The sequence below is a fragment of the Brevundimonas sp. genome (assembly GCF_035935935.1).
Lineage (GTDB): Bacteria > Pseudomonadota > Alphaproteobacteria > Caulobacterales > Caulobacteraceae > Brevundimonas.
On the sequence record NZ_DASYWO010000003.1, the window covers coordinates 46,915 to 68,114 of the forward strand.

A 21,200-nucleotide genomic window follows, 5' to 3' on the forward strand; every position below is an offset into this window, starting at 1 on the left:
CGGGGTGGAGGGGAGTCGCCGGGGCGACGACCCGGTCTAGGACGATCGGAATGCCTGCGCCACCGGCGGCACGCCGCGCGCGATCATTCGCCGGTCTGGAAGTCGGCCGCCGCCTGCCGGGCCTGGGCGCGCTGCGCCTCGGTCAGGGTCGGGGCGAGGGCCTGCGCCTCCTCCCGCGCCTGAACGTCGCCGCCGCGCGCGGCGATCAGCAGCCAGCGGTAGGCCTCGGCCGGATCGGCCTCGGTGGCCGCCTCGCCGGTTTTCAAAATCAGGCCCGCGTTGAACTGGGCGTCGACCAGACCGGCCTCCGCCGCCTTCAGGATCCAGTCGAAGCCGGCGGCGCGATCCTGCGGCCCGCCCTGACCTTCGAACAGATACATGCCGTAACCGAACATGCCGCGGGCGTCGCCGGCCTCGGCCGCGCGGCGGATCCAGCGGCGCGCCTGCGTCATGTCGGAGGCGAGGCCGGCGTCGCCCGTCTCGTAGAGGCCCGCCATCATCAGCTGAGCCGGCGCATGACCCAGCTCCGCGGCGCGGCGCAGGGTGTCGACGCCCCTGAGGTCGTCGGCGTCCAGCGCGGTCACCGCCTCGTCGAACAGGCGCGCGCCCTCGGCCAGCTGCTCCGGGGTGGCGGCCGGGACCGCGTCGGTGGCGGCGAGCGCGAGGGTGGTGGGGGCGGCGGAAGGCCCGCCCGCGCCGGTCAGCGCGGCCCATGGGGCGTCGACGCCCTGCACCCGGGCGAAGCCGTAGAGACCGCCGGTCAGGGCCACGGCGATGGCCGAGGCGCCCAGCGCCTTGCGCACGGTCGAACCCTGCGCCTGCCGATCCAGCCGCTCCTGCAGCCGCGACTTGCCGCCCTTCTTCAGACCGAAGGCGCCGCGCGCAGGAGCTTCCTCCACGGCCGGCGCGGCCATGGCGGCCCGCGCCTGATCGATGGCGGCGCGCGTGGACGAGGCGCGGCCGGCCTGCGCGGCGGCGCGCAGGGCGCGCGGATCGACGAAGTCGGTCTCCGCGGCGAACTCGTCATGACCCAGATCCGGCGCCGTCGCGGCGAGGGCGTCCGCGACGTCGGCGCCGCCGAAGCCGGCCGAAGAGGCGCGGCCGAACGGTCCGGGGGCAAGGTCGGGCGCCGACGGCACGTCGACCGGAGCGAAGGGCGGCTCAGGCGCCGCGAACGACGCGGCGGCCACCGGCTCCAGCGGCGCGGCGAACGGCCGGGCGGCCGCTTCCGGCGCGGGCTCGAACGCCGGCTCTCCCGGTGCGGTGAAGGGATCGTCCAGCCCCAGGTCGACGTCCGGGAAGGCGGCGGCCCGCCAGTCGGCCTGCACCGGCGGGGCCTCGAGCGGCGCCTCGGGGATGGGGGCGAACACGGCCTCGGGCCGGGCGGCCGGCTCGGCGACGGGCGCGGGCTTCGACGCGGGCGCCGCGGCGGTGCGCACCTCCATCGCCTCGCGCGCCTCGGCCAAGAGCCGGGCGGTACGTTCCTCGGACTGACGCAGGCGCTCGGCCAGCTCGCCGGAGGCGCGGTCGGTGCGCTGCTCGATGCGGCCCGCGCCCTCGGCCAGCCTCTTGCCGATCTCCTCGATGGCCTGCGCCGACTTGCGTTCCGACTGGGCGATGCGATCGGTCAGGCGGTCCGAGATGCGGGTGATCTCGACGCCCAGCTTCTCCAGCGCCAGGGCGTGGCGGTCCTCGGCGGCGGCCTGACGCTGCTCCAGCGCCTGGGCCTGACGGGCGCCCTGCTGCTCGACGACTTGCATGCGGCCGTGCAGGTTCTGGCCGATGCGCAGCACCTCGCGGCCCATGGCCTCGATGCCCTGGGCGGACTTCTGCTCGGACGACTTCACCTGATCGCCGATGGCCAGCACGGCGCGCTCGATGCGGTCCATGCGCCCTTCGGCCTCGGCGGCGTCCATGCGGCGCATCATCTCGGCGCGGTTCGCCTCGACCTGACGGCTGAGGGTCTCGGCCAGCTTCTCGAAGCGGGCGGCCTCGCGCGCGCCCTCCGGCTCGACGCGGCTCTCCGTGGCGTGCAGACGGCGGTCCAGCTGGGCGAAGCTGGCTTCCAGCCGGCGCAGGGCGTCCGCGGTCTGGTTCTGGGCCGCGTCCAGACGACGGCCGACTTCGCCCAGCACCTCGGCCCCGGCGCCCGGCGCGGTCTTCTCCACCGCCTCGATGCGGCGGCGCAGGTCCTCGGCGGTCCGACCCTGACGATCCTCGACCTCCAGCAGTCGTCCCGTGATGGCCTGCAGGCCTTTCTCGACCTTGCCGAACGCCTCCTGCGTCGACGGTCCGGTCTCCTGCTCGAAGCGGCGCAGGCGGCGATGACCCTCGCGCAGTTCCTCCGCGACGTCGTCCACGCGGCGATTGAGCGCCGCGGCGGTCTTGTCCTGCTCCTCAAGCCGGCGCAGCAGGCCGGTCACGGCCTGATCGACGCCCTGGATGGCTGTGGTCGAGCGGCGCTCGGCCGCCTCCAGACGCGCGGCGATCGCGTCGACGGAGGCGCCGATGCGGTCCCAGCCGCGCTCCTCCATCTGATAGGCGTCGTCCAGACGGCGGCTGCGGCCGCGGCGCTCGAAGCTGTCGGCGGCATGCGGACGGCGGCCCAGCGGCACGACGCCGTCGTCCTCGTCCTCCATGATCATGGAGTTGAGCCATTCCCCGAGGGTCATTCCGGACCGACGGGCCAGATCCTTGGCGATCTCGCGCGCCTTCGGATCGATCCCTTTGACGCTCCACGGCGCGGCTGCGCTCACCTGATTCGCCTCCCGACCCATACGCAGACGCTACTTGTCCAGATCAGGGGTGTAAACGCGGCGTTAACCCCAAGATGTGGGGGCGCCGGGAGGTTCCTGTGGATGGCCTTCCGGGCCCGTCGCCATCTCGCCGCGCGCCGGTTAACGCGGCCTTAAGATTAAGGAGTCCGTAAGCTTTGCCTTACCCCGCGCTTGCGCCCGGCGCGGCGGTCCGCCATCTGCGCCCGACCATGAGCCTGACCCTGACCCTGATCCTTCTGGCCGTCGCCGTGCCGCTGACCGCGTTCGCCGGATGGCGGGGCGCGCAGGCGCCGAACGTGGTCAAGGGCCCGCGCATGGTGCCGTGGCGGTTCGTCATGCTGGTGGGCGCGGCCCTGTCGTTCATGCTGCTGATCCACCTGGCGCGAGTCGCCGCAGGCGCCGGCTGAAGCGGAACGGCACGGGGCGGCGGCGCATTGAGCGGGGGATTTAACAGGAGCCTCCCCCATGTCCGACGACCTGACGCCGCAGAAAGCCGAAGACGCCTTCTGGGACTCGCTGAAGAAATCCAATACCGGGATGCTGGGTCTGGATCGGCCCGGCGCCCACGCCCAGCCCATGACGGCCTTCCGCGAGGAGGAGACCGGCACGATCTGGTTCTTCACCCGCGACGACACCGACATGGCCACGGAGGTCGCCTCGGGCGCGCAGGACGCGATGTTCCACTACGGCTCGAAAGACCAGAACGTCTGGGCCTGCATCGCCGGCACGCTCTCGGCGCAGGGACGGGATCCCGAGATCGTCGACCGCTACTGGAACCCGGTGCTGGCCGCCTGGTACCCGGAAGGCAAGGACGACCCGCACCTCACCATCCTGCGCTTCGACGCCGGGGACGGCCGCGTCTGGGTCAACGAGGGCGGCTTCTTCAAATTCGCCTACGAGATCGCCAAGGCGAACGTCACGAAGACCCTCCCGGACGCCGGCGGCGTGGCGGACGTGCGTCTGAACTGATCAGCCGCCGAAGCACCAGGCGAGAACCGCCTTCTGGGCGTGGATGCGGTTCTCGGCCTCGTCCCAGACCAGCGAGCGGGGGCCGTCGATGACGGCGTCGGTGACCTCTTCGCCCCTGTGCGCGGGCAGGCAGTGCAGGAACACCGCGTCCGGCGCGGCGGCGTCCATCAGGGCGTCGTCGACGCCGTAGCCCTCGAAGGCCTCAAGCCGTTCCTCGTAATCCTGGTCGCCCATCGACACCCAGGTGTCGGTGACGACCACGTCGGCGCCCTGCACCGCTTCTGCCGGGTCGCTGGTCAGGAAGACGTGGTCCCCGCCCTTGGCCAGGTCGTGCAGGTCCGGGTGATATTCGGCCGGGCACGCCACGCGGAACCGGAAGCCGAACAGCGGCGCGGCGTGCATGAAGCTGTGGCAGACGTTGTTGCCGTCGCCCACCCAGGCGATGGTCTTCCCGGCGACGGGACCACGGTGCTCCTCGATCGTCATCAGGTCGGCCAGGATCTGGCACGGGTGGCTGCGGTCGGTCAGGCCGTTGACCACGGGCACCGTCGCGACGCGGGCGAAGTTCTCGACGTCCTCATGCCGGTCGGCGCGGATCATCACCGCGTCGACCATGCGCGACAGCACGCGCGCGGTGTCCTCCACCGGCTCGCCGCGGCCCAGCTGCATGTCGCCGGCGTTGACGATGATCGACGCCCCGCCGAGCTGGCGCATCGCCGCGTCGAAGCTGAAGCGGGTGCGGGTCGAGTTCTTCTCGAACACCATGGCCAGCACCCGGTCCTTCGCCGGCGCGTCGGCGTCGACCCAGCCCCGCGGCTTGCCCTTGCGCGCCGCCTTGCGGGCGTGGGCGTCGTCCAGGATGGCGCGAAGCGTCGTCGCGTCCAGCCGGTGGATGTCGAGGAAGTGGCGGGTCACGCCGCTATCTTTCCGCGGGCCGCCTCGCAGGTGGCCTCGAAACGGGCCACCGCCTCCCGCGCCTCTTCCAGCGTCAGGTTCAGCGGCGGCAGGATGCGCACGCAGTTGTCGCCCCCGCCGGCGACCAGCAGGCGCTGGCCGTCGCGGGCCCACCCCATGAACTCGCGGTTGTTGGGGACCAGCTTGACCCCGATCAGCAGACCCTTGCCGCGCACGTCGACGATGACGTCGGGATAGCGGTCCTTAAGACCGACCAGCTGCTGCTTCAGATAGCCGGCGACCTCGTTCACGTGCGCGAGGGTTTCCGGCTTCGAGATCTCGCCGAAGGCGGCGCGGCCGACCGCCATGGCCAGAGGGTTGCCGCCGAAGGTGGAGCCGTGGACGCCCACGGTCATGCCCTTGGCCGCCCGCTCGGTCGCCAGACAGGCGCCGACGGGGAAGCCGCCGCCCAGCGCCTTGGCCACGGCCATGACGTCCGGCGTCATGCCGGCCCACTCATGCGCCCACAGCTTGCCGGTCCGGCCCATGCCGCACTGGACCTCATCGAAGATGATCAGCACGCCGTGCTGGTCGCACAGCTCGCGCAGGCCGCGCAGGCATTGCTCCGGCATGGCGCGACAGCCGCCCTCGCCCTGCACCGGTTCGACGATGATCGCCGCGCAGGTCGGCGACGCGACCGCCGCCTTGATGGCGTCGTGGTCGCCCCACTTCAGCTGGTGGAAGCCTTCCATTTTCGGACCGAAGCCCTCGGTGTAGCTGGGGTTGGCCGCCGCGTTGATCGCCCCGTAGGTCCGGCCGTGGAAGCTGCCGTCGAAGCCGTAGACGTCGATCCGCTCCGGCTGGCCGTTCGCCACGTGGAACTTGCGCGCGGTCTTCAGCGCGCACTCGACGGCCTCGGTGCCCGAGTTGGTGAAGAAGACGACGTCGGCGAACGACTTGCCGCACAGGTCGTCGGCCAGCGCCTCCTGATCGGGAATGCGGAAGATGTTGGAGACGTGCCACAGCTTCTCGGCCTGGGCCTTCACCGCCTCGACCAGCACCCTGTTGGCGTGGCCGAGCGCATTGGTCGAAATGCCCATGACGCAGTCCAGGTATTCCGTGCCGTCCGTGGACCACAGGCGCGCGCCCTGACCGCGATCGACCTCCAGCGGCGCGCGGTTGTAGACGCCCATCAGGTGCTCGGTCGACACGGCGGTATCCTCCCGGAAAAGCGACGCGGCCCCGAACGCGCCTGCGCCGGGACCGCCTTCAGTCTCGATGCGGTCTTGTCGAACCGGGGGAGGAGTCAGTCAACCCCGCTGCAACCCGCGACCGGCAGGAGCGCGGTTCGGCACTAGTTGCCGTAGACTTCAATCAACGCCGCACGCATCACCGGTGCCAGATCGGCCGCGGACTTGATGTTGAATGCGTTTGTTCGGTCATTGGTGCAGACGACGTTCCATGTGTCTTCGCCAGAGGCTCCCGGCTCCAGATACACCCACTCCCCTTCGGCCTCGAACGAGTCGGACGGCTCGTCAGAACCCATGCGATAGAGGGACATCGACACCATTCTGAGCCGGCTGTTGAAGCAATCGAACGTCGTCCTCATCATCATGTAGTCGACAGGCTCGGCGCCGCTCAGGTCAGTCTCAGCGAAAACAAGCAGAACCCACCCGGAACGAAGATCGCCTGACGCTCGCACTGATGCGAGGTCGACTGCTTGAGCGCTTTCAGCAGTTATTCCTCCTAAGACCCACTCCTGCGCTTGTGCGGCTGCGGCCAAGGCCCAAGCCAAAGTAGCGGCCAGAACAATCTTCATAGGTTCCCTCCAACTCCGGAAACCTGCCACGAGCTCGCACGCGCTCCTAGAGGCCGCCCTCCAATACCGCCTTCAGGGTCGCCAGATCGCTCTCCACGTGCGCCGCGTCGGCCTCGAAGGCGGCGGCGTCCATGTCGGGGCGGTGCAGCAGGACGAAGGCCACCTCGGCGCCGTCGCCGTTGGGCGTGACGCGGAGCGCGTTGTGGACGATCAGCCCGCTCTCCATCGTCACCACGTGATCCGCCACGCCCAGATCGTTCGGCGGCGTGAAGCGCACGCGGACCTGTCCGATCGGCCCGCCGTCGGCGATCCAGTCGTCGCCGTCGCGCGTCAGGCCGGATCCAAGACCCGCCGCCCACCTGGGCATGTTGGCGGGGTCCATCACGAAGTCCGCCACCGCCCGCCACTCGCGGTCGATGCCGACGTGCAGGATGCGCGCGGGAAAGGTCGTCATCAGCTCTTGAGCCGCCAGCCCGAGCGGAACACGGCCCAGCAGGTCCACGCCAGTCCGACCGTCAGCACCGCGGCCATGACGGCGCCGACGGTCACGTCGCTCTCCGCCCTGCCGACGAAGCCCGCGCGGAAGCCGTCGATCAGATAGAACATGGGGTTGAAGTGGCTGATGGTGGCGAACGGCTCGGGCAGGCGCTCGACCAGATAGAAGGTGCCCGACAGGAAGGTCATGGGCATGACCACGAAGTTCTGCACCGCCGCCAGCTGGTCGAACTTCTGCGCCCACAGGCCGGCCAGCACGCCCAGCATCCCCATGATCAGGCACGCCGCCAGGCCGAAGCCCAGGACCATCGCAAGGTTGGAGATCGACAGGCCGGCGAAGGGCAGGACGCAGATCGCCGTCACGATCCCGACCACCAGCCCGCGCGTCGCGGCGCCCAGGGTGAAGGCCGTCGTCACCTCGAACGGGCTCAGCGGCGGGGTCAGGAAGTCGGTCGCCGTGCCCATGATCTTGGCCTGGATCAGGCTGGAGCTGGCGTTGGCGAAGGCGTTGTTGAGCATGGCCATCATGATCAGGCCGGGGGCCACGAACTCCGGAAACGGGGTGCCGTGAAGCGGCGCGCGGGTGCCCTGCGTCGCGACCACGAAGACCAGCATGTAGAGCAGGGTCGTCACGACCGGCCCGGCCACGGTCTGGGCCCCCACCTTCCAGAACCGCCGCACCTCCTTGAGGTACAGGGTCCTGAGCCCGATCCAGTTGACGCCGCGGTGTTCCAGCGGCTGCGGCGGGGCGGGGGGCGTCAGGGCGTCGGCGGACATGGCGCGACAGATGCGCCCCGCGTCCCGAGTCCGCAAGCCTTGCGCCGTCGCGCGCCGGCGACGGCGGTCACATCGAACGCGTCTCGTAGACATGTTTGCATTCTAAACTGGTCTGTGCGATATGCGGCCTCATTCGAGGAGGAGAGGCCCATGTCCCACACCCACACACCGGGCGAACGCCTGCACGGCCTGGACGCCGTGCGCGCGATCGCGCTTCTGCTCGGCGTCGTCCTGCACGCCTCCCTGTCCTATTTCCCGACGCCGATCTGGCCCGTGCCGGATCCGGAGACGTCCAGCGGCGCCTACGTCCTGATGTTCGCCATCCACCTGTTCCGCATGGTCGCCTTCTTCGTGGTGGCCGGCCTGTTCGCGCAGATGCTGATGGCCCGGCGGGGGCCGTGGGGTTTCGCGAAGAACCGGCTGGCCCGGATCGCCAACCCCCTGTTCGGCATGTGGTGGGTCGTCTTCCCCGCCGTCATCGCCGTGATCGTGTGGAAGGCCGCCATCGACAACGGCGGATCGATCCCCACCGACGGCCCGCCCCCTCCGCCCCTGCGGCTGGAGACCTTGCCCCTGCTGCACCTGTGGTTCCTGTGGGCCCTGCTGATCTTCTACGCCGTCGCCCTGATCCTGCGTCCTCTCGCTCGCATCCTCGACCGGGACGGCAGGGTCGCCGACCGTCTGGCCGCCTGGATGATCGGGCCGTGGACGCCCCTGATCCCCGCGGTTCCGCTGGCGGTCGCCATGTACGCATATCCGCTCTGGATCCCCTTCTTCGGCATCCCGACCCCCGACTACGGCTTCATGCCCAACCTGCCGGCCCTGGTCGGTTTCGGATCGGCCTTCGTCATGGGCTGGCTGCTGGCCCGACGGCTGGACCTGCTGCCGAAGCTGGCGCGTCTGTGGCCGCTGTTCCTGATCGTCGGCGGCGCGACCGGCACGGCCGCCTTCCTGCTGGCCGGAGGCCTGACGCCGGCGATCGAGGTGCAGACGGACCTGTCGATGCGTCTGACCCAGTCGTGGGTCACGGCGCTGGCCGTCTACAGCTCGGCCTTCGCCTTTCTGGGCCTGTGCATCTCCCTGTTCAGCCGTGCCGACGCCGTGATCCGCTACCTGTCCGACGCCTCCTACTGGACGTATCTGATCCATCTGCCGCTGGTGATGGTCGCGCAGGTGCTGGTGCTGGACATGGCCTGGCACTGGTGGGCCAAGATGGGCGCCGTGATCGCCATGGTCGTGGCCGTCTGCCTGATCACCTATGAGCTGCTGGTTCGCCACACCTTCATCGGCAAGGCCCTGAACGGCCGGCGCGTGCCATGGCGTCGGCCGCGGGACCCGGCGCTGCAGCCCGCCCAATGACTTGCCAATCCCGACTGGCTCGTCCACCCCGGACGGGCCGGTCCTTCGCGAGACTCTCCATGCCCGAACCCCGCGCCTCCGCAGAAGCCGATCTGGCCTTCCTCCGCTCCATCGTGGACGGCGGCGGGCGCACGCCGATGACCCTCGCGGTCTGCTATCTCGCGGGCGGCCTGCTGTACGGCCTGCAGTGCCTGTTCCATGTCGGGCAGGCGTTCGGCGTGATCCGCTGGCCCGACCTTGCCAACCTGATTTTCGTGGTCGGCATCTCGGCGACCTTCCTGTCGATCCTGACGTGGGCGATCCTGAAGGACCGCAAGAACGGATCGGCCAGTCGCGGCCCGATGGCCGGCCGGACGATGAACGCCGCCTTCAGCGCCACGGGCATGGCCAACACGGCCGTGATCATCGTCTTCGCTGTCGGCGCCTGGCGGGACCAGGACTTCGCGATCTGGCTCTACTACGCCGCCATCGTCTTCGCCCTCCAGGCCGCGGCCTGGTACGTCGCCTGGATCCTGAAGAAGAAGGGCTGGATGCTGGCCACGGCGCTGGGCGGCTGGGTCACGGCCGTGGCGCTGGGCGTCACGGTGCGTGAGCCGATGATCTATCTGGGCGTCTGCACCGTCGCCCTGTTCCTCCTGTTCGCCCTGCCCGGCTGGATCATGTTCCGCGACGCGCGCAGGGCCGCCTGAACCCATGGGCCTGCACGATCTCGGCCGCATCGACGAGGTCATCCACGGCCGCATGCGGCTGGGGATCATGGTCTATCTGGCCGACGCGGAGACCGCCGACTTCACCGAACTGAAGACGGTGCTGGAGGCGACCCAGGGCAATCTGTCGGTCCACCTGAAGAAGCTGGAGGAGGCGGGCTACGTCTCCATCGCCAAGAGCTTCAAGGACAACAAGCCGCTGACGCAGGCGTCCATCACGCCCGCGGGGCGCAAGGCCTTCGCCGCCTATCTGGAGGCGCTGGGCGGCCTGATCGGGGGCAAGGGCTGATGGCGCCGATGGTCGTCGATCCCGCGCGCGTGCGTCCGTTCGAGGACTTCCAGGCCTTCCACGACTGGCTGGCGGAGCACCACGACCGGGAGCCGGAGGTCTGGGTCAAGATTCACAAGAAGGGGTCGGGCCTGACGTCGATCGACTGGAGCGGGGCGGTCGACGCCGCCCTGTGCTGGGGCTGGATCGACGGGATCAAGAAAAGCTTCGACGAGACGAGCTTCCTTCAGCGTTTCACGCCGCGCAAGGCGAAGAGCAGCTGGTCGCAGATCAACGTCGACAAGGTCGCCGCCCTGATCGCGGCCGGCCACATGACGCCTCATGGCCTGAAGCATGTGGAGGCCGCGAAGGCGGACGGTCGCTGGGACGCCGCCTATCGCGTGAAGGACGCCGAAATGCCCGCCGACCTTCAGGCCGCCATCGACGCGGACCCGAAAGCGCGCGCCGCCTTCGCCACCCTGACGGCCCAGAACCGCTTCGCCCTGATCTTCCGCACCACGCAGATGAAGACCGAGGCCGGGCGGGCGAAGAAGATCGCGGACCTCACCGCCATGCTGGCGCGCGGAGAGACGCCGCATCCGCAGAAGGCGAAGCCGTGAGCGGTTGGCTCAGTGATAGCGCGACCGCAGGAAGTTAAGCAGGTGGAGGGCATGGTGTTTGCCCCAGTGACTCTCGTACCTGAGGACCCACTCAAACTCGTCATGGGGTTGCTGCCCTGCATCCCGCATGGCCAAGGCGAGCTCGAAATCTCCCGCGATGTCCGACAGGTCGTCCAGGACGAACCCGTTCTCGTGAGACCCCTCTGAACCCGCCAGTTCGGAGAAGCGACGCGACGCGATCCCGACCCAGCGCCGGTGTCGGTCGGCGGGCAAGTCCGGATAAGGAAGGCAATCTCGGTCCGGCAGATCGGGAAGGACGGACCGCTCGCCGAGCTTGAGCAGCTTGTCCAACCACGCGATCAGTTCGACGATGTCATGCTGGTTCACGGGCCCTTCCAGCCAGTCCAAAAACTGACGGGACGCGACGGCCCATTCTGGTTCAAGAGACGACATGAGCGCATTCAGGCCCCGCGTCATGGGCATCGTCAACGTGACGCCGGACAGCTTTTCCGACGGCGGGCGGCTGGGCTCCGTCGAGGCGGCCGTGGCGCACGGGCTGCGGCTGGTCGAGCAGGGCGCCCACCTGCTGGACGTCGGCGGCGAGAGCACGCGGCCGGGGGCCGAGCCGGTGTCGGAGGCCGAGGAGATCGCCCGGGTCGTGCCGGTCATCGCCGGGCTGCGCGCGGCCTGGAACGGCGCGATCAGCGTGGACACGATGAAGCCGGCGGTGGCGCGCGCGGCGGTCGCGGCGGGGGCGACGATGTGGAACGACGTCTCGGCCCTGACCTTCAGCCCCGACGCCTCGGCCGTCGCCGACGAGCTGGGCTGCGACGTGGTGCTGATGCACATGCGGGGCGAACCGCGCACCATGCAGGTCGATCCCCGCTATGACGACGTGGTGGCCGAGGTGCGCGACGGGCTGCTGGCCCGGGCGGACGCCGCGATGGCGGCGGGGGTCGCGCGCGAGCGGATATGGCTGGACCCCGGCATCGGCTTCGGCAAGACGGCGGCGCACAACCTGACGCTGACCGCCCGACTGGACGCCCTCGTCGCAACCGGATTTCCGGTGCTGTACGGCGCCAGCCGCAAGCGCACGATCCAGTCCGTCGACGCCACGGCGACCGACCCCGGCGACCGGCTGGGCGGATCGCTGGCGCTGGCGCTGGAGGCCGTGCGCAACGGGGCGGAGATCGTCCGCGTGCATGACGTGCGCGAGACGGTTCAGGCGCTGGCGGTGCAGGCGGCGCTCAGGGGCAGTTGATCTGCCACGAGGGTCCGAAGCGATCCTTCACCCAGGCGAAGCGTCGCGAGAAACCGTAGTCCCCGGCCGGCATCAGGGCGGACCCGCCATCGGCCGCCAGCGCCGCCGCGAGGGCGTCGACCTCGTCCGCAGACTCGACGGACAGAAAGGTCGAGGTCGACGGCGTGAAGTCGAAGTCGTGCACCGGCGGGCTGTCGTTGGCCATGATCTCCAGCCCGGCGATGGCCATCCGGGCCATGGCGACCTGGCCGTCGGGCTTTCTGTCCAGCGTGACGATCCGGGCGCCCGGGACGGCGGCGGCGTAGAAGGTCAGGGCCTCCTCGCATCGGCCCTGAAACATCAGGAAGGGGGCGGCGGCGGCGATCACGGTTCGCTCCGGCGATAGGTGGTGCGGCTGAAGTCCCGCCACGATCCGTCGGCCTCCCGGATGCGCCCGACCGAGCGCCGCTCTTCAGGCGAGACGATCTCGAACACGTCGACGTAGTCCGTCTCGCCTCCCTCGCCGGTCATGTCCGGGCCGCGGCTGTACAGGTGCAGGGCGCCGTTCGCCTCGACCGCGCCGTCATAGGTCCAGAGCTGCGGATGCTCCCAATGGACGAAGTCGCCGGTCACGCGGCCGGTCGCCGGATCGGTCGCCAGCTGGAAGCGGTAATCTTCCCCCTCGATCACGATCCAGGCGCCGTGCCGCGACACGCGTTCGACGCCGGTCCGCACCTGCGCCGGGTCGTCGGGGACGGACCGTCCCTCCAGCGTCCACTCGCCCACCATTCGGTCCAGCCAGTCGCTCACGTTCCGATCTCCAGCCGTTCCGCATAGGCGTCGCGCAGGGCGAACCAGCGGTCCCAGTCCCAGGCGTGCGGCTGCAGACGGCAGGCGTCGTCCAGGCCCTCCATGTGGTGGTGCCAGCCGCTGAGCACGTTCTTGCGCGCGTCGGCCCAGCTGTCGGGCACGCGGTGCTCGAGGCGCAGGTGCGTGCCGTCGCCGTCCGGCGTCAGCGTCCAGACGACGATGGACTCGGGGTTGCCGCCGAAGGTGTGCTCGAACCGAGTGAAGGGCCGGGCGACCAGCACCTCGTTGTGCTGCATCCGCCGCTCCGGCACGTCCGGCATGAACTCGTGGTCCGGCTGGCGGAAATGCAGGTCCATCCGCCCGCCCGGCTCGGCGTCGATGCGGGCCTCGGCCAGCCAGCAGGCCAGACCTTCCGGGGTCGTCAGCGCGCGCCACACCCGCTCCGGCGAGTGCCGCAGACGGCGCTCGAAGCGCAGCGCCCAGCCGCCCTCGATGCGATCGAGTTCCCCGGCGTCGGCGCCCGGCGTCACGCGGTCCATCACCCCGGTCATTGCGGAAACTCCCTGTCCAGATGGGCCTCCAGCGCGTCCAGCCGGCCGCGCCAGAAGCGGCGATAGGTGTCCAGCCACGCGTCCAGCTCGGCCAGCGGACGGGGGTCGAGGCTGTACAGACGACGGGCGCCGTCCTTGCGCACGGTCACCAGCCCGGCCTCCTTCAGCACGCCGAGGTGCTTCGACACCGTCGGCTGGGCGATCGGCAGGGCGCGCACGAAGTCGCCGGCCGGGCGCTCGCCCGACGCAAGCATGTCCAGCATCGTGAGACGGTTGGGTTCGGCCAGGGCCTGGAGGGCGGCGGGGTTCATGACCATCACCGTACAGCAATATTGCCCGATGGCAATATATACCGACTTGCCGCCTGCCGGCCGGTGCTGCAATGGCGATCCATGAGCATTCCGCACATCGCGCCGATCCTGCTGCTGGTCGTGTCGAACGTCTTCATGACCTTCGCCTGGTACGGCCACCTGAAGGTCGACAGCCGGCCACTGTGGGCGCTGGTGCTCATCAGCTGGGGCATCGCCTTCTTCGAGTACTGGTTCGCCGTGCCGGCCAACCGCATCGGTCATCAGGTCTATTCGGCGGCCGAGCTGAAGACGATGCAGGAGGTGATCACCCTGATCGTCTTCGCGGGCTTCTCGGTGCTGTGGCTGGGCGAGAAGCTGACGTGGAACCATGCCGTCGGCTTCGCCTTCATCGCCGCCGGGGCCTTCTTCGTATTCCGCGCGCCGATCCCGGGCTGACTTGCCGCGAGCGCGGACGCGGTCCATGTCGCGCGGATGACCCATCCTCCCGGCCGCGTATTGATCATAGCGGGCTCCGACTCCGGCGGCGGGGCGGGGGTGCAGGCCGACGTCAAGGCCGTGACCATGCTGGGCGGGTTCGCCGCCACCGCGATCACCGCGATCACGGTGCAGAACACCCTGGGCGTCCACGGCGTCCACCCCCTGCCCGTCGAGCTGATCGCGGCCCAGGCCGACGCGGTGCTGGACGACGTCGGCGCGGATGCTGTGAAGACCGGCATGCTGGGATCGGTGGAGGTGGTCGAGACCGTGGCGGCCATTCTGGACCGCGCGCGCGCGCCGGCCGTCGTCGATCCCGTCATGGTGGCCAAGGGCGGCCATCCCCTCCTGCCCGTCGAAGCGGTGGAGGCGGTGAAGGCGCTGATGGTCCCGCGCGCGGCGCTGCTGACTCCCAATGCGCCGGAGGCCGAGGCGCTGACCGGAGTCGAGGTGCGCGATCTCGACGGTCAGCGTCGCGCCGGGGAGGCGATCCTGTCGATGGGGGCCCGCGCCGTTCTGATGAAGGGCGGCCACGTGCCGGGTGAGACCGTCGTCGATCTGCTGCTGACCCCCGCCGGCGAGACCCTGCTGGAGGGCGAACGGGTCGAGACGCGCCACACCCACGGCACCGGCTGCACCCTGGCCAGCGCCTGCGCCGCCGGACTGGCGCGAGGCCTGTCGCTGGAGGTCGCCGTCGCCGAAGCCTGGGCCTACGTCGCCGAGGCCATCCGCCGCGCTCCGGGGCTGGGCGGCGGCCACGGCCCGCTGGACCACGGCTGGCCGATCCGGGAGCGTCTGGACAAACGCTGAGATCGGGTCGAGCGTGCCGGTTTCTCGGGAGGGACCTTTCATGCGCACCGTCGCCATCGCCGCCGTCGTCGGCCTGATCTGCACGTCCGTGACCGCCGCGGCGCAGGACCCCGTCTCCATCGGCGCCGCCGACGTGGCCGCCGGCCGCAAGGCGGGGATGGCCCTGTCCGGCGCGGCCATGTCGGCCATGAAGGCGACGATAGACGCCGGCGGACCCGTCCGCGGTCAGGCGTTCGCGGCGGGCGGCGTCGCCCGCTGGGGCCGCGCCATCCCCGGCATGTTCCCCGCCGGCACCGGCCAGGGCGCGCTGGGCGCCGAGGCCACCGACGCGAAAGACGGGATCTGGACCGACCGCGCCGACTTCGAGGCGAAGGCCGCGACCTTCGCGACCGAGGCGGGCAAGCTGGGCGATCTGGCTCGCGCCGACGACGCAGCCGCCTTCGCGGCGCAGTGGACCGTCGTGCGCGCCGCCTGCCAGTCCTGCCACGAGGTCTACAAGGCCGACTGACCTGGGCCGGCCGCCGGCAGCGGCAACAGCAAAATCGCGATCAGGGCCAGCGCCCCGATCAGGACGGCCGACAAGGCCGCCGTCGCCGCCGTGCGCGGCCCGGCGCGGACCACCGCCTGCGGATCGACGCTCAGGCCCAGCGCCGCCATGGCCATCAGCGTCAGGGCGGTGACCGTGATCTGGAGCGGCGGCAGGACGGCCTCCGGGATCGCACCGGCGGAACGCAGCGCGGTCAGGATCAGGAAGACGACGATGAACCAGGGCGCCAGATGGTGCAGCGGCGGCCGCCCGGCCGGAGCGGGTCCGCCGAACCGCTCCGGTCCCAGCAGGGCGAGGATCAGGCAAACCGGCCCCAGCGTCAGCACGCGGACCAGTTTCACGATGGCGCCCAGCTGGATCGCCGCGGCCCCGGCCGGCGCGGCCGCGGCCAGCACCTGCGGCACGGCGTAGACCGTCAATCCGGCCAGCGCGCCGGTCTTCAGGGCATCGAACCCCATCAGGGCGCCGACGACGGGCACCAGCAGGACCACGGCGATGCCCAGCACGGCGGTGAAGCCGATGGCGGCGGCCACGTCCTCGCCCTCCGCCCGGATGACGGGGGCCACGGCCGCGATGGCCGAGTTGCCGCAGATGGCGTTGCCGCAGGCCACCAGCAGAGCCATGGCCGGCGGCAGTCCCAGCAGACGGCCGAGGGCATAGGCCCCGATCAGGGCCAGGGCGACCACCGCGACGATGGCGACCAGCAGCCACGGCCCCAGCGCCACCACCGCCGCTCCGCTGATGGTCGCGCCCAGCAGGGCGACGGCGATCTCCAGCAAGGTCCGGGCGCTGAGGCGGATGCCGGGCCGCCACGTCTCCGACGGCGTCCAGACCAGCCGCAAGGCCGCGCCGATCAGGATGGCCAGCACCAGCGCCTCGACCCATGCGCGGCCGATCAACCGGGCCTCCAGCGCCTGCGCCCCGAATGCCAGGGCGCCGACGCCCGCGCTCAGCAGCACGCCCGGCAGGAAGCGCAGGACGCCGGTCATCGCCTCAGGAGGGACGGAGGGGGCGTCGGCCCCCTCACACCTTCGCCGAGCGGTTGATGATCCAGCCGTAGAGCAGCACCGTCAGCACCGCGAAGACCGCGATGCCCACCGTCATGGCCGGCCAGGTGTCCGCCAGCCCCAGGACGGCGGCCCATTCGGCGTTGCCGGTGCCGACGATCGTCGCGGCGTTGAAGACGCCGAACAGGCTTTCGCCCACGATCAGGCCCGACGCCAGCAGCACGCCCATCCGCTTGGCCACCTCGCCGTAGGCGCGGCCGGACACCATGCGGTTGTAGATGAAGCCGCAGACGGCGCCGATCACCAGCATGAAGGTCACGGCGGCGGGCAGATAGAAGCCGATGCCGACGGCCAGCGGCGGCAGCTTGACCTTGTTCTTCGTGGTCGCGCGCAGCACCTCGTCCAGCACGATGATCACCGCGCCGATCGCGGCCCCGATGCCGATCAGGTCCCAGCGCAGGTCGCCGGCGATGACGCCGCGCGCCAAGGCCGAGATCAGCGTCGCCTGCGGCGCCGCCAGCGGCTCGTCGGCGATGCCCGCCGGCCCGCCCTCGAAGCCGAACGCCGCGTTGAGCTGGTTCAGCACGAAGGGGATGACGAGGGCGCCGGCGACGACGCCGACGATGAGGGCCGTCTGCTGGCGCCAGGGCGTGGCGGCCACCAGCTGGCCTGTCTTCAGGTCCTGCAGGTTGTCGTTGGCGATGACCGCCACGGCGAAGACGATGGCCGTCACGATCAGGGCGAAGGCGACGACGTTCGGATCCGCCGGCAGTCCCGTGATTCCCAGCACCACCAGCATCAGAAGCGAGGCGATGACGATGGCCAGGATGCCGACGCCCGAGACCGGGCTGTTGGAGCTGCCGATCAGGCCGGCCATGTAGCCGCAGATGGCCGCCACCGCGAAGCCGATGACCACCACGTAGATCAGGCCGCCGATCACCAGCAGGGGCGCGGCCGTGCCCAGTCCCATGCCGTTGGCGACCACCGCCAGCAGCACGCCGATGCCGCCCAGCGAAAGCAGCGACAGCAGGGCCACGCGCGTGATCGGGATGTCCTGTTCCGTGATGTCCAGCGTCTCGCCGGCGCTGCGGCGACGGTTGGCCGCCAGGGCCGAGGTGACCCCGCCGATCAGCGGTCCGGCCAGCTTGATCAGGGTCCAGATGGCGGCGATGCCGATGACCCCGGCGCCCATGAAGCGGACCTCACGGGCCCAGACCGTGCCGGCCAGCTCCTCGGCGCCCACGCCGGGTTCCAGCGTCGTGGCGATCGACGGAATGCCGTTGGCCGTCAGCCACGCGATCGTGTCGGGGCTGGTCAGGATCGGGACGGCGATCAGCCAGGCCAGCGCCAGACCGAACAGCTGGGCCAGACCGACGGCCAGGCCGATCAGGTGGCCGGCGCCCAGCAGGGCGAACTGCATGCCCACGCCCACGCCCGTGGCGCCGCCGCCGAGCGAGGCGGGCAGGCTGACGAAGCGCGTGGCCTCGCCCGCGAACGCCCGGGCCGCGGCGCCCAGCGCATAGGCGGCGGAGACGATCGCGCCCCAGATCACGACCCACAGGCCGGAGCGGTTTTCGCGCACGGCTTCTTCGGTCTGCTCCGCGCCGGGCGAGCCGACCTTCAGCACCTCGGCGGCGGCGACGCCCTCCGGGTAGGGCAGGCCGCCGTTGACCACCAGGGCGCGGCGCAGGGGGATGGAGAAGGTCACCCCCAGCACGCCGCCGAGGATGCAGATCATGACCGACTCCCAGAACGGGAACTCCAGCCACCAGCCGACCATGACCAGGCCGGGCAGGACGAAGATGATCGAGCTCATGGCCCCGCCGACCGAGGCCACGGTCTGGACGGTCATGTTCTCCCAGATGGTCGAGCCGCGGAGCGCCCGAAGCACCGCCATGGAGATCACGGCCGCCGGAATGGCCGAGGCGAACGTCAGGCCCACCTGCAGGCCCAGATAGGTGTTGGCGGCGGTGAAGATCACCGCCAGCAGGCAGCCCAGAACCAGCGCGCGCAGCGTCAGTTCGATGCGGCGCCCGCCCGCGGCGGGGCTCGGCACGTCGGTCATTGTGGAATTCCCTCTCCCAAGAGGACGCGAAGTAAGCGCGGCCCGCGCCGCAGGGCAATGGGATTGTTAGGTTCCGGCACGGCGCGCTAGACCGGGCGCATGCCCGAGCTTCCCGAGGTCGAGACCGTCCGGCGCGGACTGGAGCCCGTCCTGACGGGCGCGCGTCTGTCGGCGGTGCGGGTCAACCGGCCCGACCTTCGCTTTCCCTTTCCCGACCGGTTCGCCGAACGGCTGGACGGCGCGCGCGTCGAAAGGGTGCTCCGCCGGGCCAAATACCTGCTCATGCCGCTGTCGACCGGCGAGACCTGGGTGACGCATCTGGGCATGACCGGCCGCTTCACCGTCGACGGGCGGCAGCTGGGCGAGTTCGAGGAGCCCGCGCCGATCGCGGGCAAGCACGAGCACCTGAGCCTGTGCGCCGACGCCGGAGCGGGCCGCACGCGCATCGGTTTCGCCGACGCCCGACGGTTCGGGTTCATGGGCCTGATCCCCGACGATCAGGTGGAGACGCATCCGTGGTTCGCCGGCCTCGGCCCCGAGCCGCTGGGCAACGCCTTCTCGGCCGAGCACCTGAAGACCGAGTTCCGGGGCAAGGCGCAGAACGTCAAGGTGTCCCTGCTGGACCAGCGCATCGTCTCCGGCCTGGGCAACATCTACGTCTGCGAGGCCCTGTGGCGCGCCCGCATCTCGCCCCGGCTGGCGGCGGGCAAGGTGTCCGGACCGCGACTGGAGGCGTTGACCACGGCCATCCGCGACGTGCTGGTCGAAGCCATCGACGCCGGCGGCTCGACGCTGCGGGACTTCGCCGACCCCGACGGTGGGCAGGGCTATTTCCAGCACCGTTTCGACGTCTATGGCCGCGAGGGCGAGCCCTGCCGCCGCTCGGAACGCCACCCGGTGGTCCGCCGCATCGTCCAGGGCGGCCGCTCCACCTTCTTCTGTCCGGAGTGCCAGAAACGATGACGGACCACCGCATCATCCTGTTCCGCGGCATGAACACCGGCGGGGTCCGCGCCCCGGTGGCCGACCAGCGCAGGATGGCCGAGGCCATGGGGCTGGGGAATCCACGCACGCTTCTGGCCAGCGGCAATCTGGTGGTCGAGAGCGACCACGCGCCGGCGACGCTGGAGCGCGAGGTCGAGGCGGCGATGGAGAAGACCTTCGGCCTGAAGATCGCCGCCATGGTCCGTTCCACCGACCAGTGGGCGAAGCTGATCGCCGCCTGCCCCTTCCCCGATGAGGCGGCGGCGCACCCGTCCAAGACCCTGCTCATGGTGATGAAGGACGGGGTGAAGGACGGCGGCCTCGACGCCCTGCGCGCCTTCGCCGTCGGCGACGAGCGGGCCGAGGCCACGCCAGGCGCCCTGTGGTTCTTCCACCCCGACGGCATCGGCCAGTCGAAGATGGCCGAGAAGGCGTCGCAGATCCGCCTGACCGGCATGGGCACGGCGCGCAACTGGAACACCGTGATGAAGCTGGCGGAAATGGTGGGGGTGAAGGTGTGAGAAAGATCCACCTCTGGATCAGCCTGCTGGTCGGGACCGGCGTCTGGGGCGCCTACTTCCTGCACGTCGCGCAGGCGGTGCGGGGCGACGACCTGTCCGGCCTGATCTGGTGGTTCCTCGCGGCGCTGATCGCGGCGGTGGCGCTGGAGGCCGGCGCGACCTCGGTCGTGGCGTGGCTATTCCGCAAGCGGGCGCGGGACCTCGACGACGGCCCCAGCCTGAACGCGGCGCTGAAGGCCGGGCATGTGGCGCTGATGACGCTGATCGGCCTGCTGATGGTCTGCGCGGCGGCGCTGGCGCTGGGCTCGCGCTTCGGCTGGAGCTTCGACCTGTCGACCGCGCGGGCGCAGGCGATCGGCGCAAACGTGCTGCTGGCCCTGGTCGTCCTCACCGAGCTGATCCGCGCGGCCTTCACCTTGATGCTGCTGCCCCGGCGCTGAGCGGAACTCCGCCGCCGCGCGGTCATTCAGCCTCCGTCACATTTCTGGAGGGAAACCGATGACCGACGTCTTCGCGCACGACCCGCTGCGCCATCCGCTGCACACCCTGATCTCATGGCCCGCCGTGATCGCCGGCGCGGTGGTCGCCGTCGCCGTCGGCGCCATGCTGAACCTGCTCGGCGTGGCCCTCGGCGCCTCCGCCTTCAATCCCTACGACTTCGACGGCGGCGACGTCGGCGAGTTCACGGCGGCGGCCGGCATGTGGATGGCTTTGGCCAACGGGCTGGCCCTGTTCGTCGGCGGCGCGGTGGCCAGCCGCGCGGCCAAGTACGCCGACCACCACAAGGGCGCCCTGCACGGCCTGGCCGTCTGGGCCCTGGCCTTCCTGCTGGCCATCACCATCGCCGGGGCCGCCGCCGGGGGCTCGGCGGCGCTGATCGGCGCCGAGGCGCAGGACGAGGCCGAGACGCGCGCGGCGCTGACCTATCCGCCCAGCCGCGTCGTCGAGGGCGAACTGATCGCCAGCCCCACCCCGCCTCCGCCGGCTCCGGTGGAGTCCGAGCGCGCGGCCGACGCCACCGCGACCCTCGCCCTGTGGGGCTTTCTGACCATGCTGGTCGGCGCGGCGGCGGCCATCTTCGGCGGCCTGTACGGCTCGCGTCGCCACCGCTGGCTTGAGAAGGCGGGCGTGGAGGAACGCGCGGCGCCGGACTCGCGCCCCCTGACCTGAAGGCTGGAGGGGCGGCTTCCGTCAG

At 70.8% G+C, this 21,200-nt stretch carries 27 protein-coding genes; 14 read left to right on the forward strand and 13 right to left on the reverse strand.

The genetic code is table 11. The features are described 5' to 3' along the window. Positions 1-83: 83 nt before the first annotated feature. On the reverse strand, positions 84-2,756 hold the full coding sequence (locus VGR32_RS02220; protein WP_327447613.1) for a hypothetical protein: 2,673 nt from the start codon (positions 2,754-2,756) through the stop codon (positions 84-86). Positions 2,757-2,986: 230 nt separating this feature from the next. Here VGR32_RS02220 and VGR32_RS02225 point away from each other — a divergent pair, with 230 nt between their 5' ends. Both VGR32_RS02225 and VGR32_RS02230 read left to right on the forward strand, forming a co-directional pair. Further along, on the forward strand, positions 2,987-3,184 hold the full coding sequence (locus VGR32_RS02225) for a hypothetical protein (protein ID WP_327447615.1): 198 nt from the start codon (positions 2,987-2,989) through the stop codon (positions 3,182-3,184). Between the two features lie 58 nt (positions 3,185-3,242). After that, a complete protein-coding gene (locus tag VGR32_RS02230; RefSeq protein ID WP_327447617.1) occupies positions 3,243-3,746 on the forward strand; it encodes a pyridoxamine 5'-phosphate oxidase family protein in 504 nt (167 codons plus the stop codon). Here the strand turns inward: VGR32_RS02230 and argF are convergent, their stop codons facing one another. The 5 genes from argF to VGR32_RS02255 form a co-directional block, all read right to left on the reverse strand. Further along, positions 3,747-4,661 (reverse strand): ornithine carbamoyltransferase, encoded by a 915-nt coding sequence (argF, locus tag VGR32_RS02235; RefSeq protein WP_327447619.1) that lies wholly within the window; start codon positions 4,659-4,661, stop codon positions 3,747-3,749. Beyond that, a complete protein-coding gene (locus VGR32_RS02240) occupies positions 4,658-5,851 on the reverse strand; it encodes an aspartate aminotransferase family protein (protein ID WP_327447621.1) in 1,194 nt (397 codons plus the stop codon). Before VGR32_RS02240 ends, argF begins: the two co-directional genes overlap by 4 nt. A gap of 143 nt (positions 5,852-5,994) precedes the next feature. Then, positions 5,995-6,459 carry a surface-adhesin E family protein gene (locus VGR32_RS02245; RefSeq protein ID WP_327447623.1) on the reverse strand — a complete coding sequence of 155 codons (465 nt, stop codon included), beginning with the start codon at positions 6,457-6,459 and terminating at the stop codon, positions 5,995-5,997. Positions 6,460-6,505: 46 nt separating this feature from the next. After that, positions 6,506-6,913, reverse strand: a complete 408-nt coding sequence (locus VGR32_RS02250; RefSeq protein WP_327447625.1) for an SRPBCC family protein — start codon at positions 6,911-6,913, stop codon at positions 6,506-6,508. After that, a complete protein-coding gene (locus tag VGR32_RS02255; RefSeq protein ID WP_327447627.1) occupies positions 6,913-7,731 on the reverse strand; it encodes an ABC transporter permease in 819 nt (272 codons plus the stop codon). The genes VGR32_RS02250 and VGR32_RS02255 overlap by 1 nt, the downstream gene beginning before the upstream one ends. Before the next feature lie 150 nt (positions 7,732-7,881). Between VGR32_RS02255 and VGR32_RS02260 the strand changes: the two genes are divergently transcribed. The 4 genes from VGR32_RS02260 to VGR32_RS02275 are packed head-to-tail and all read left to right on the forward strand — an operon-like array spanning position 7,882 to position 10,685. Next, positions 7,882-9,090, forward strand: a complete 1,209-nt coding sequence (locus VGR32_RS02260) for an acyltransferase family protein (RefSeq protein ID WP_327447629.1) — start codon at positions 7,882-7,884, stop codon at positions 9,088-9,090. Positions 9,091-9,149: 59 nt separating this feature from the next. Further along, positions 9,150-9,779, forward strand: a complete 630-nt coding sequence (locus VGR32_RS02265; RefSeq protein ID WP_327447631.1) for a hypothetical protein — start codon at positions 9,150-9,152, stop codon at positions 9,777-9,779. Positions 9,780-9,783: 4 nt separating this feature from the next. Next, on the forward strand, positions 9,784-10,086 hold the full coding sequence (locus tag VGR32_RS02270; RefSeq protein WP_327447633.1) for a transcriptional regulator: 303 nt from the start codon (positions 9,784-9,786) through the stop codon (positions 10,084-10,086). Next, complete coding sequence (locus tag VGR32_RS02275; RefSeq protein WP_327447635.1) at positions 10,086-10,685, forward strand: YdeI/OmpD-associated family protein; 600 nt, start codon at positions 10,086-10,088, stop codon at positions 10,683-10,685. The genes VGR32_RS02270 and VGR32_RS02275 overlap by 1 nt, the downstream gene beginning before the upstream one ends. Before the next feature lie 9 nt (positions 10,686-10,694). Here the strand turns inward: VGR32_RS02275 and VGR32_RS02280 are convergent, their stop codons facing one another. Then, positions 10,695-11,162, reverse strand: a complete 468-nt coding sequence (locus VGR32_RS02280; RefSeq protein WP_327447637.1) for a hypothetical protein — start codon at positions 11,160-11,162, stop codon at positions 10,695-10,697. On the opposite strand from VGR32_RS02280, the gene folP reads away from it, so the two are divergent. After that, complete coding sequence (folP, locus tag VGR32_RS02285) at positions 11,137-11,946, forward strand: dihydropteroate synthase (protein ID WP_327447639.1); 810 nt, start codon at positions 11,137-11,139, stop codon at positions 11,944-11,946. The two genes, VGR32_RS02280 and folP, sit on opposite strands and share 26 nt — an antisense overlap. On the opposite strand, the gene VGR32_RS02290 is transcribed toward folP, so the two are convergent. Genes VGR32_RS02290 through VGR32_RS02305 form a run of 4 tightly spaced genes read right to left on the reverse strand, consistent with a single transcriptional unit; the run spans position 11,933 to position 13,597 of the window. Then, on the reverse strand, positions 11,933-12,313 hold the full coding sequence (locus tag VGR32_RS02290) for a VOC family protein (protein WP_327447641.1): 381 nt from the start codon (positions 12,311-12,313) through the stop codon (positions 11,933-11,935). The two genes, folP and VGR32_RS02290, sit on opposite strands and share 14 nt — an antisense overlap. Next, entirely contained in the window at positions 12,310-12,735 is a 426-nt protein-coding gene (locus tag VGR32_RS02295; protein WP_327447643.1) for a DUF1579 family protein, read from the reverse strand. Before VGR32_RS02295 ends, VGR32_RS02290 begins: the two co-directional genes overlap by 4 nt. Then, a complete protein-coding gene (locus tag VGR32_RS02300) occupies positions 12,732-13,286 on the reverse strand; it encodes an SRPBCC family protein (protein WP_327447645.1) in 555 nt (184 codons plus the stop codon). Before VGR32_RS02300 ends, VGR32_RS02295 begins: the two co-directional genes overlap by 4 nt. Further along, positions 13,283-13,597, reverse strand: a complete 315-nt coding sequence (locus VGR32_RS02305; protein ID WP_327447647.1) for a metalloregulator ArsR/SmtB family transcription factor — start codon at positions 13,595-13,597, stop codon at positions 13,283-13,285. The genes VGR32_RS02300 and VGR32_RS02305 overlap by 4 nt, the downstream gene beginning before the upstream one ends. 81 nt (positions 13,598-13,678) lie before the next feature. Here VGR32_RS02305 and VGR32_RS02310 point away from each other — a divergent pair, with 81 nt between their 5' ends. The 3 genes from VGR32_RS02310 to VGR32_RS02320 are packed head-to-tail and all read left to right on the forward strand — an operon-like array spanning position 13,679 to position 15,389. Further along, positions 13,679-14,032: a DMT family protein gene (locus VGR32_RS02310; RefSeq protein WP_327447649.1), complete on the forward strand. Its 354-nt coding sequence runs from the start codon at positions 13,679-13,681 to the stop codon at positions 14,030-14,032. A 36-nt stretch (positions 14,033-14,068) separates the two neighbouring features. Further along, positions 14,069-14,881 (forward strand): bifunctional hydroxymethylpyrimidine kinase/phosphomethylpyrimidine kinase, encoded by an 813-nt coding sequence (gene thiD / locus VGR32_RS02315; RefSeq protein ID WP_327447651.1) that lies wholly within the window; start codon positions 14,069-14,071, stop codon positions 14,879-14,881. Between the two features lie 40 nt (positions 14,882-14,921). Continuing rightward, a complete protein-coding gene (locus tag VGR32_RS02320; protein ID WP_327447653.1) occupies positions 14,922-15,389 on the forward strand; it encodes a cytochrome c in 468 nt (155 codons plus the stop codon). Here VGR32_RS02320 and VGR32_RS02325 read toward each other — a convergent pair. Then, entirely contained in the window at positions 15,374-16,417 is a 1,044-nt protein-coding gene (locus VGR32_RS02325; RefSeq protein WP_327447655.1) for a YeiH family protein, read from the reverse strand. The genes VGR32_RS02320 and VGR32_RS02325 overlap by 16 nt on opposite strands. A gap of 34 nt (positions 16,418-16,451) precedes the next feature. Then, positions 16,452-18,500, reverse strand: coding sequence for an OPT family oligopeptide transporter (locus VGR32_RS02330; protein WP_327447657.1), 2,049 nt, complete (start codon positions 18,498-18,500; stop codon positions 16,452-16,454). Positions 18,501-18,599: 99 nt separating this feature from the next. On the opposite strand from VGR32_RS02330, the gene mutM reads away from it, so the two are divergent. From mutM to VGR32_RS02350, 4 genes are read left to right on the forward strand one after another with little or no spacing between them, the layout of a single operon-like run. After that, on the forward strand, positions 18,600-19,463 hold the full coding sequence (gene mutM / locus VGR32_RS02335) for a bifunctional DNA-formamidopyrimidine glycosylase/DNA-(apurinic or apyrimidinic site) lyase (RefSeq protein WP_327447659.1): 864 nt from the start codon (positions 18,600-18,602) through the stop codon (positions 19,461-19,463). Beyond that, on the forward strand, positions 19,460-20,005 hold the full coding sequence (locus VGR32_RS02340) for a DUF1697 domain-containing protein (protein WP_327447661.1): 546 nt from the start codon (positions 19,460-19,462) through the stop codon (positions 20,003-20,005). Before mutM ends, VGR32_RS02340 begins: the two co-directional genes overlap by 4 nt. Further along, entirely contained in the window at positions 20,002-20,445 is a 444-nt protein-coding gene (locus VGR32_RS02345) for a hypothetical protein (protein WP_327447663.1), read from the forward strand. Before VGR32_RS02340 ends, VGR32_RS02345 begins: the two co-directional genes overlap by 4 nt. Positions 20,446-20,503: 58 nt before the next feature. Then, the gene (locus VGR32_RS02350) at positions 20,504-21,175 is read left to right on the forward strand and encodes a hypothetical protein (RefSeq protein ID WP_327447665.1); all 672 of its coding nucleotides are present in this window, start codon (positions 20,504-20,506) and stop codon (positions 21,173-21,175) included. The last annotated feature ends 25 nt before the right edge of the window (positions 21,176-21,200 follow it).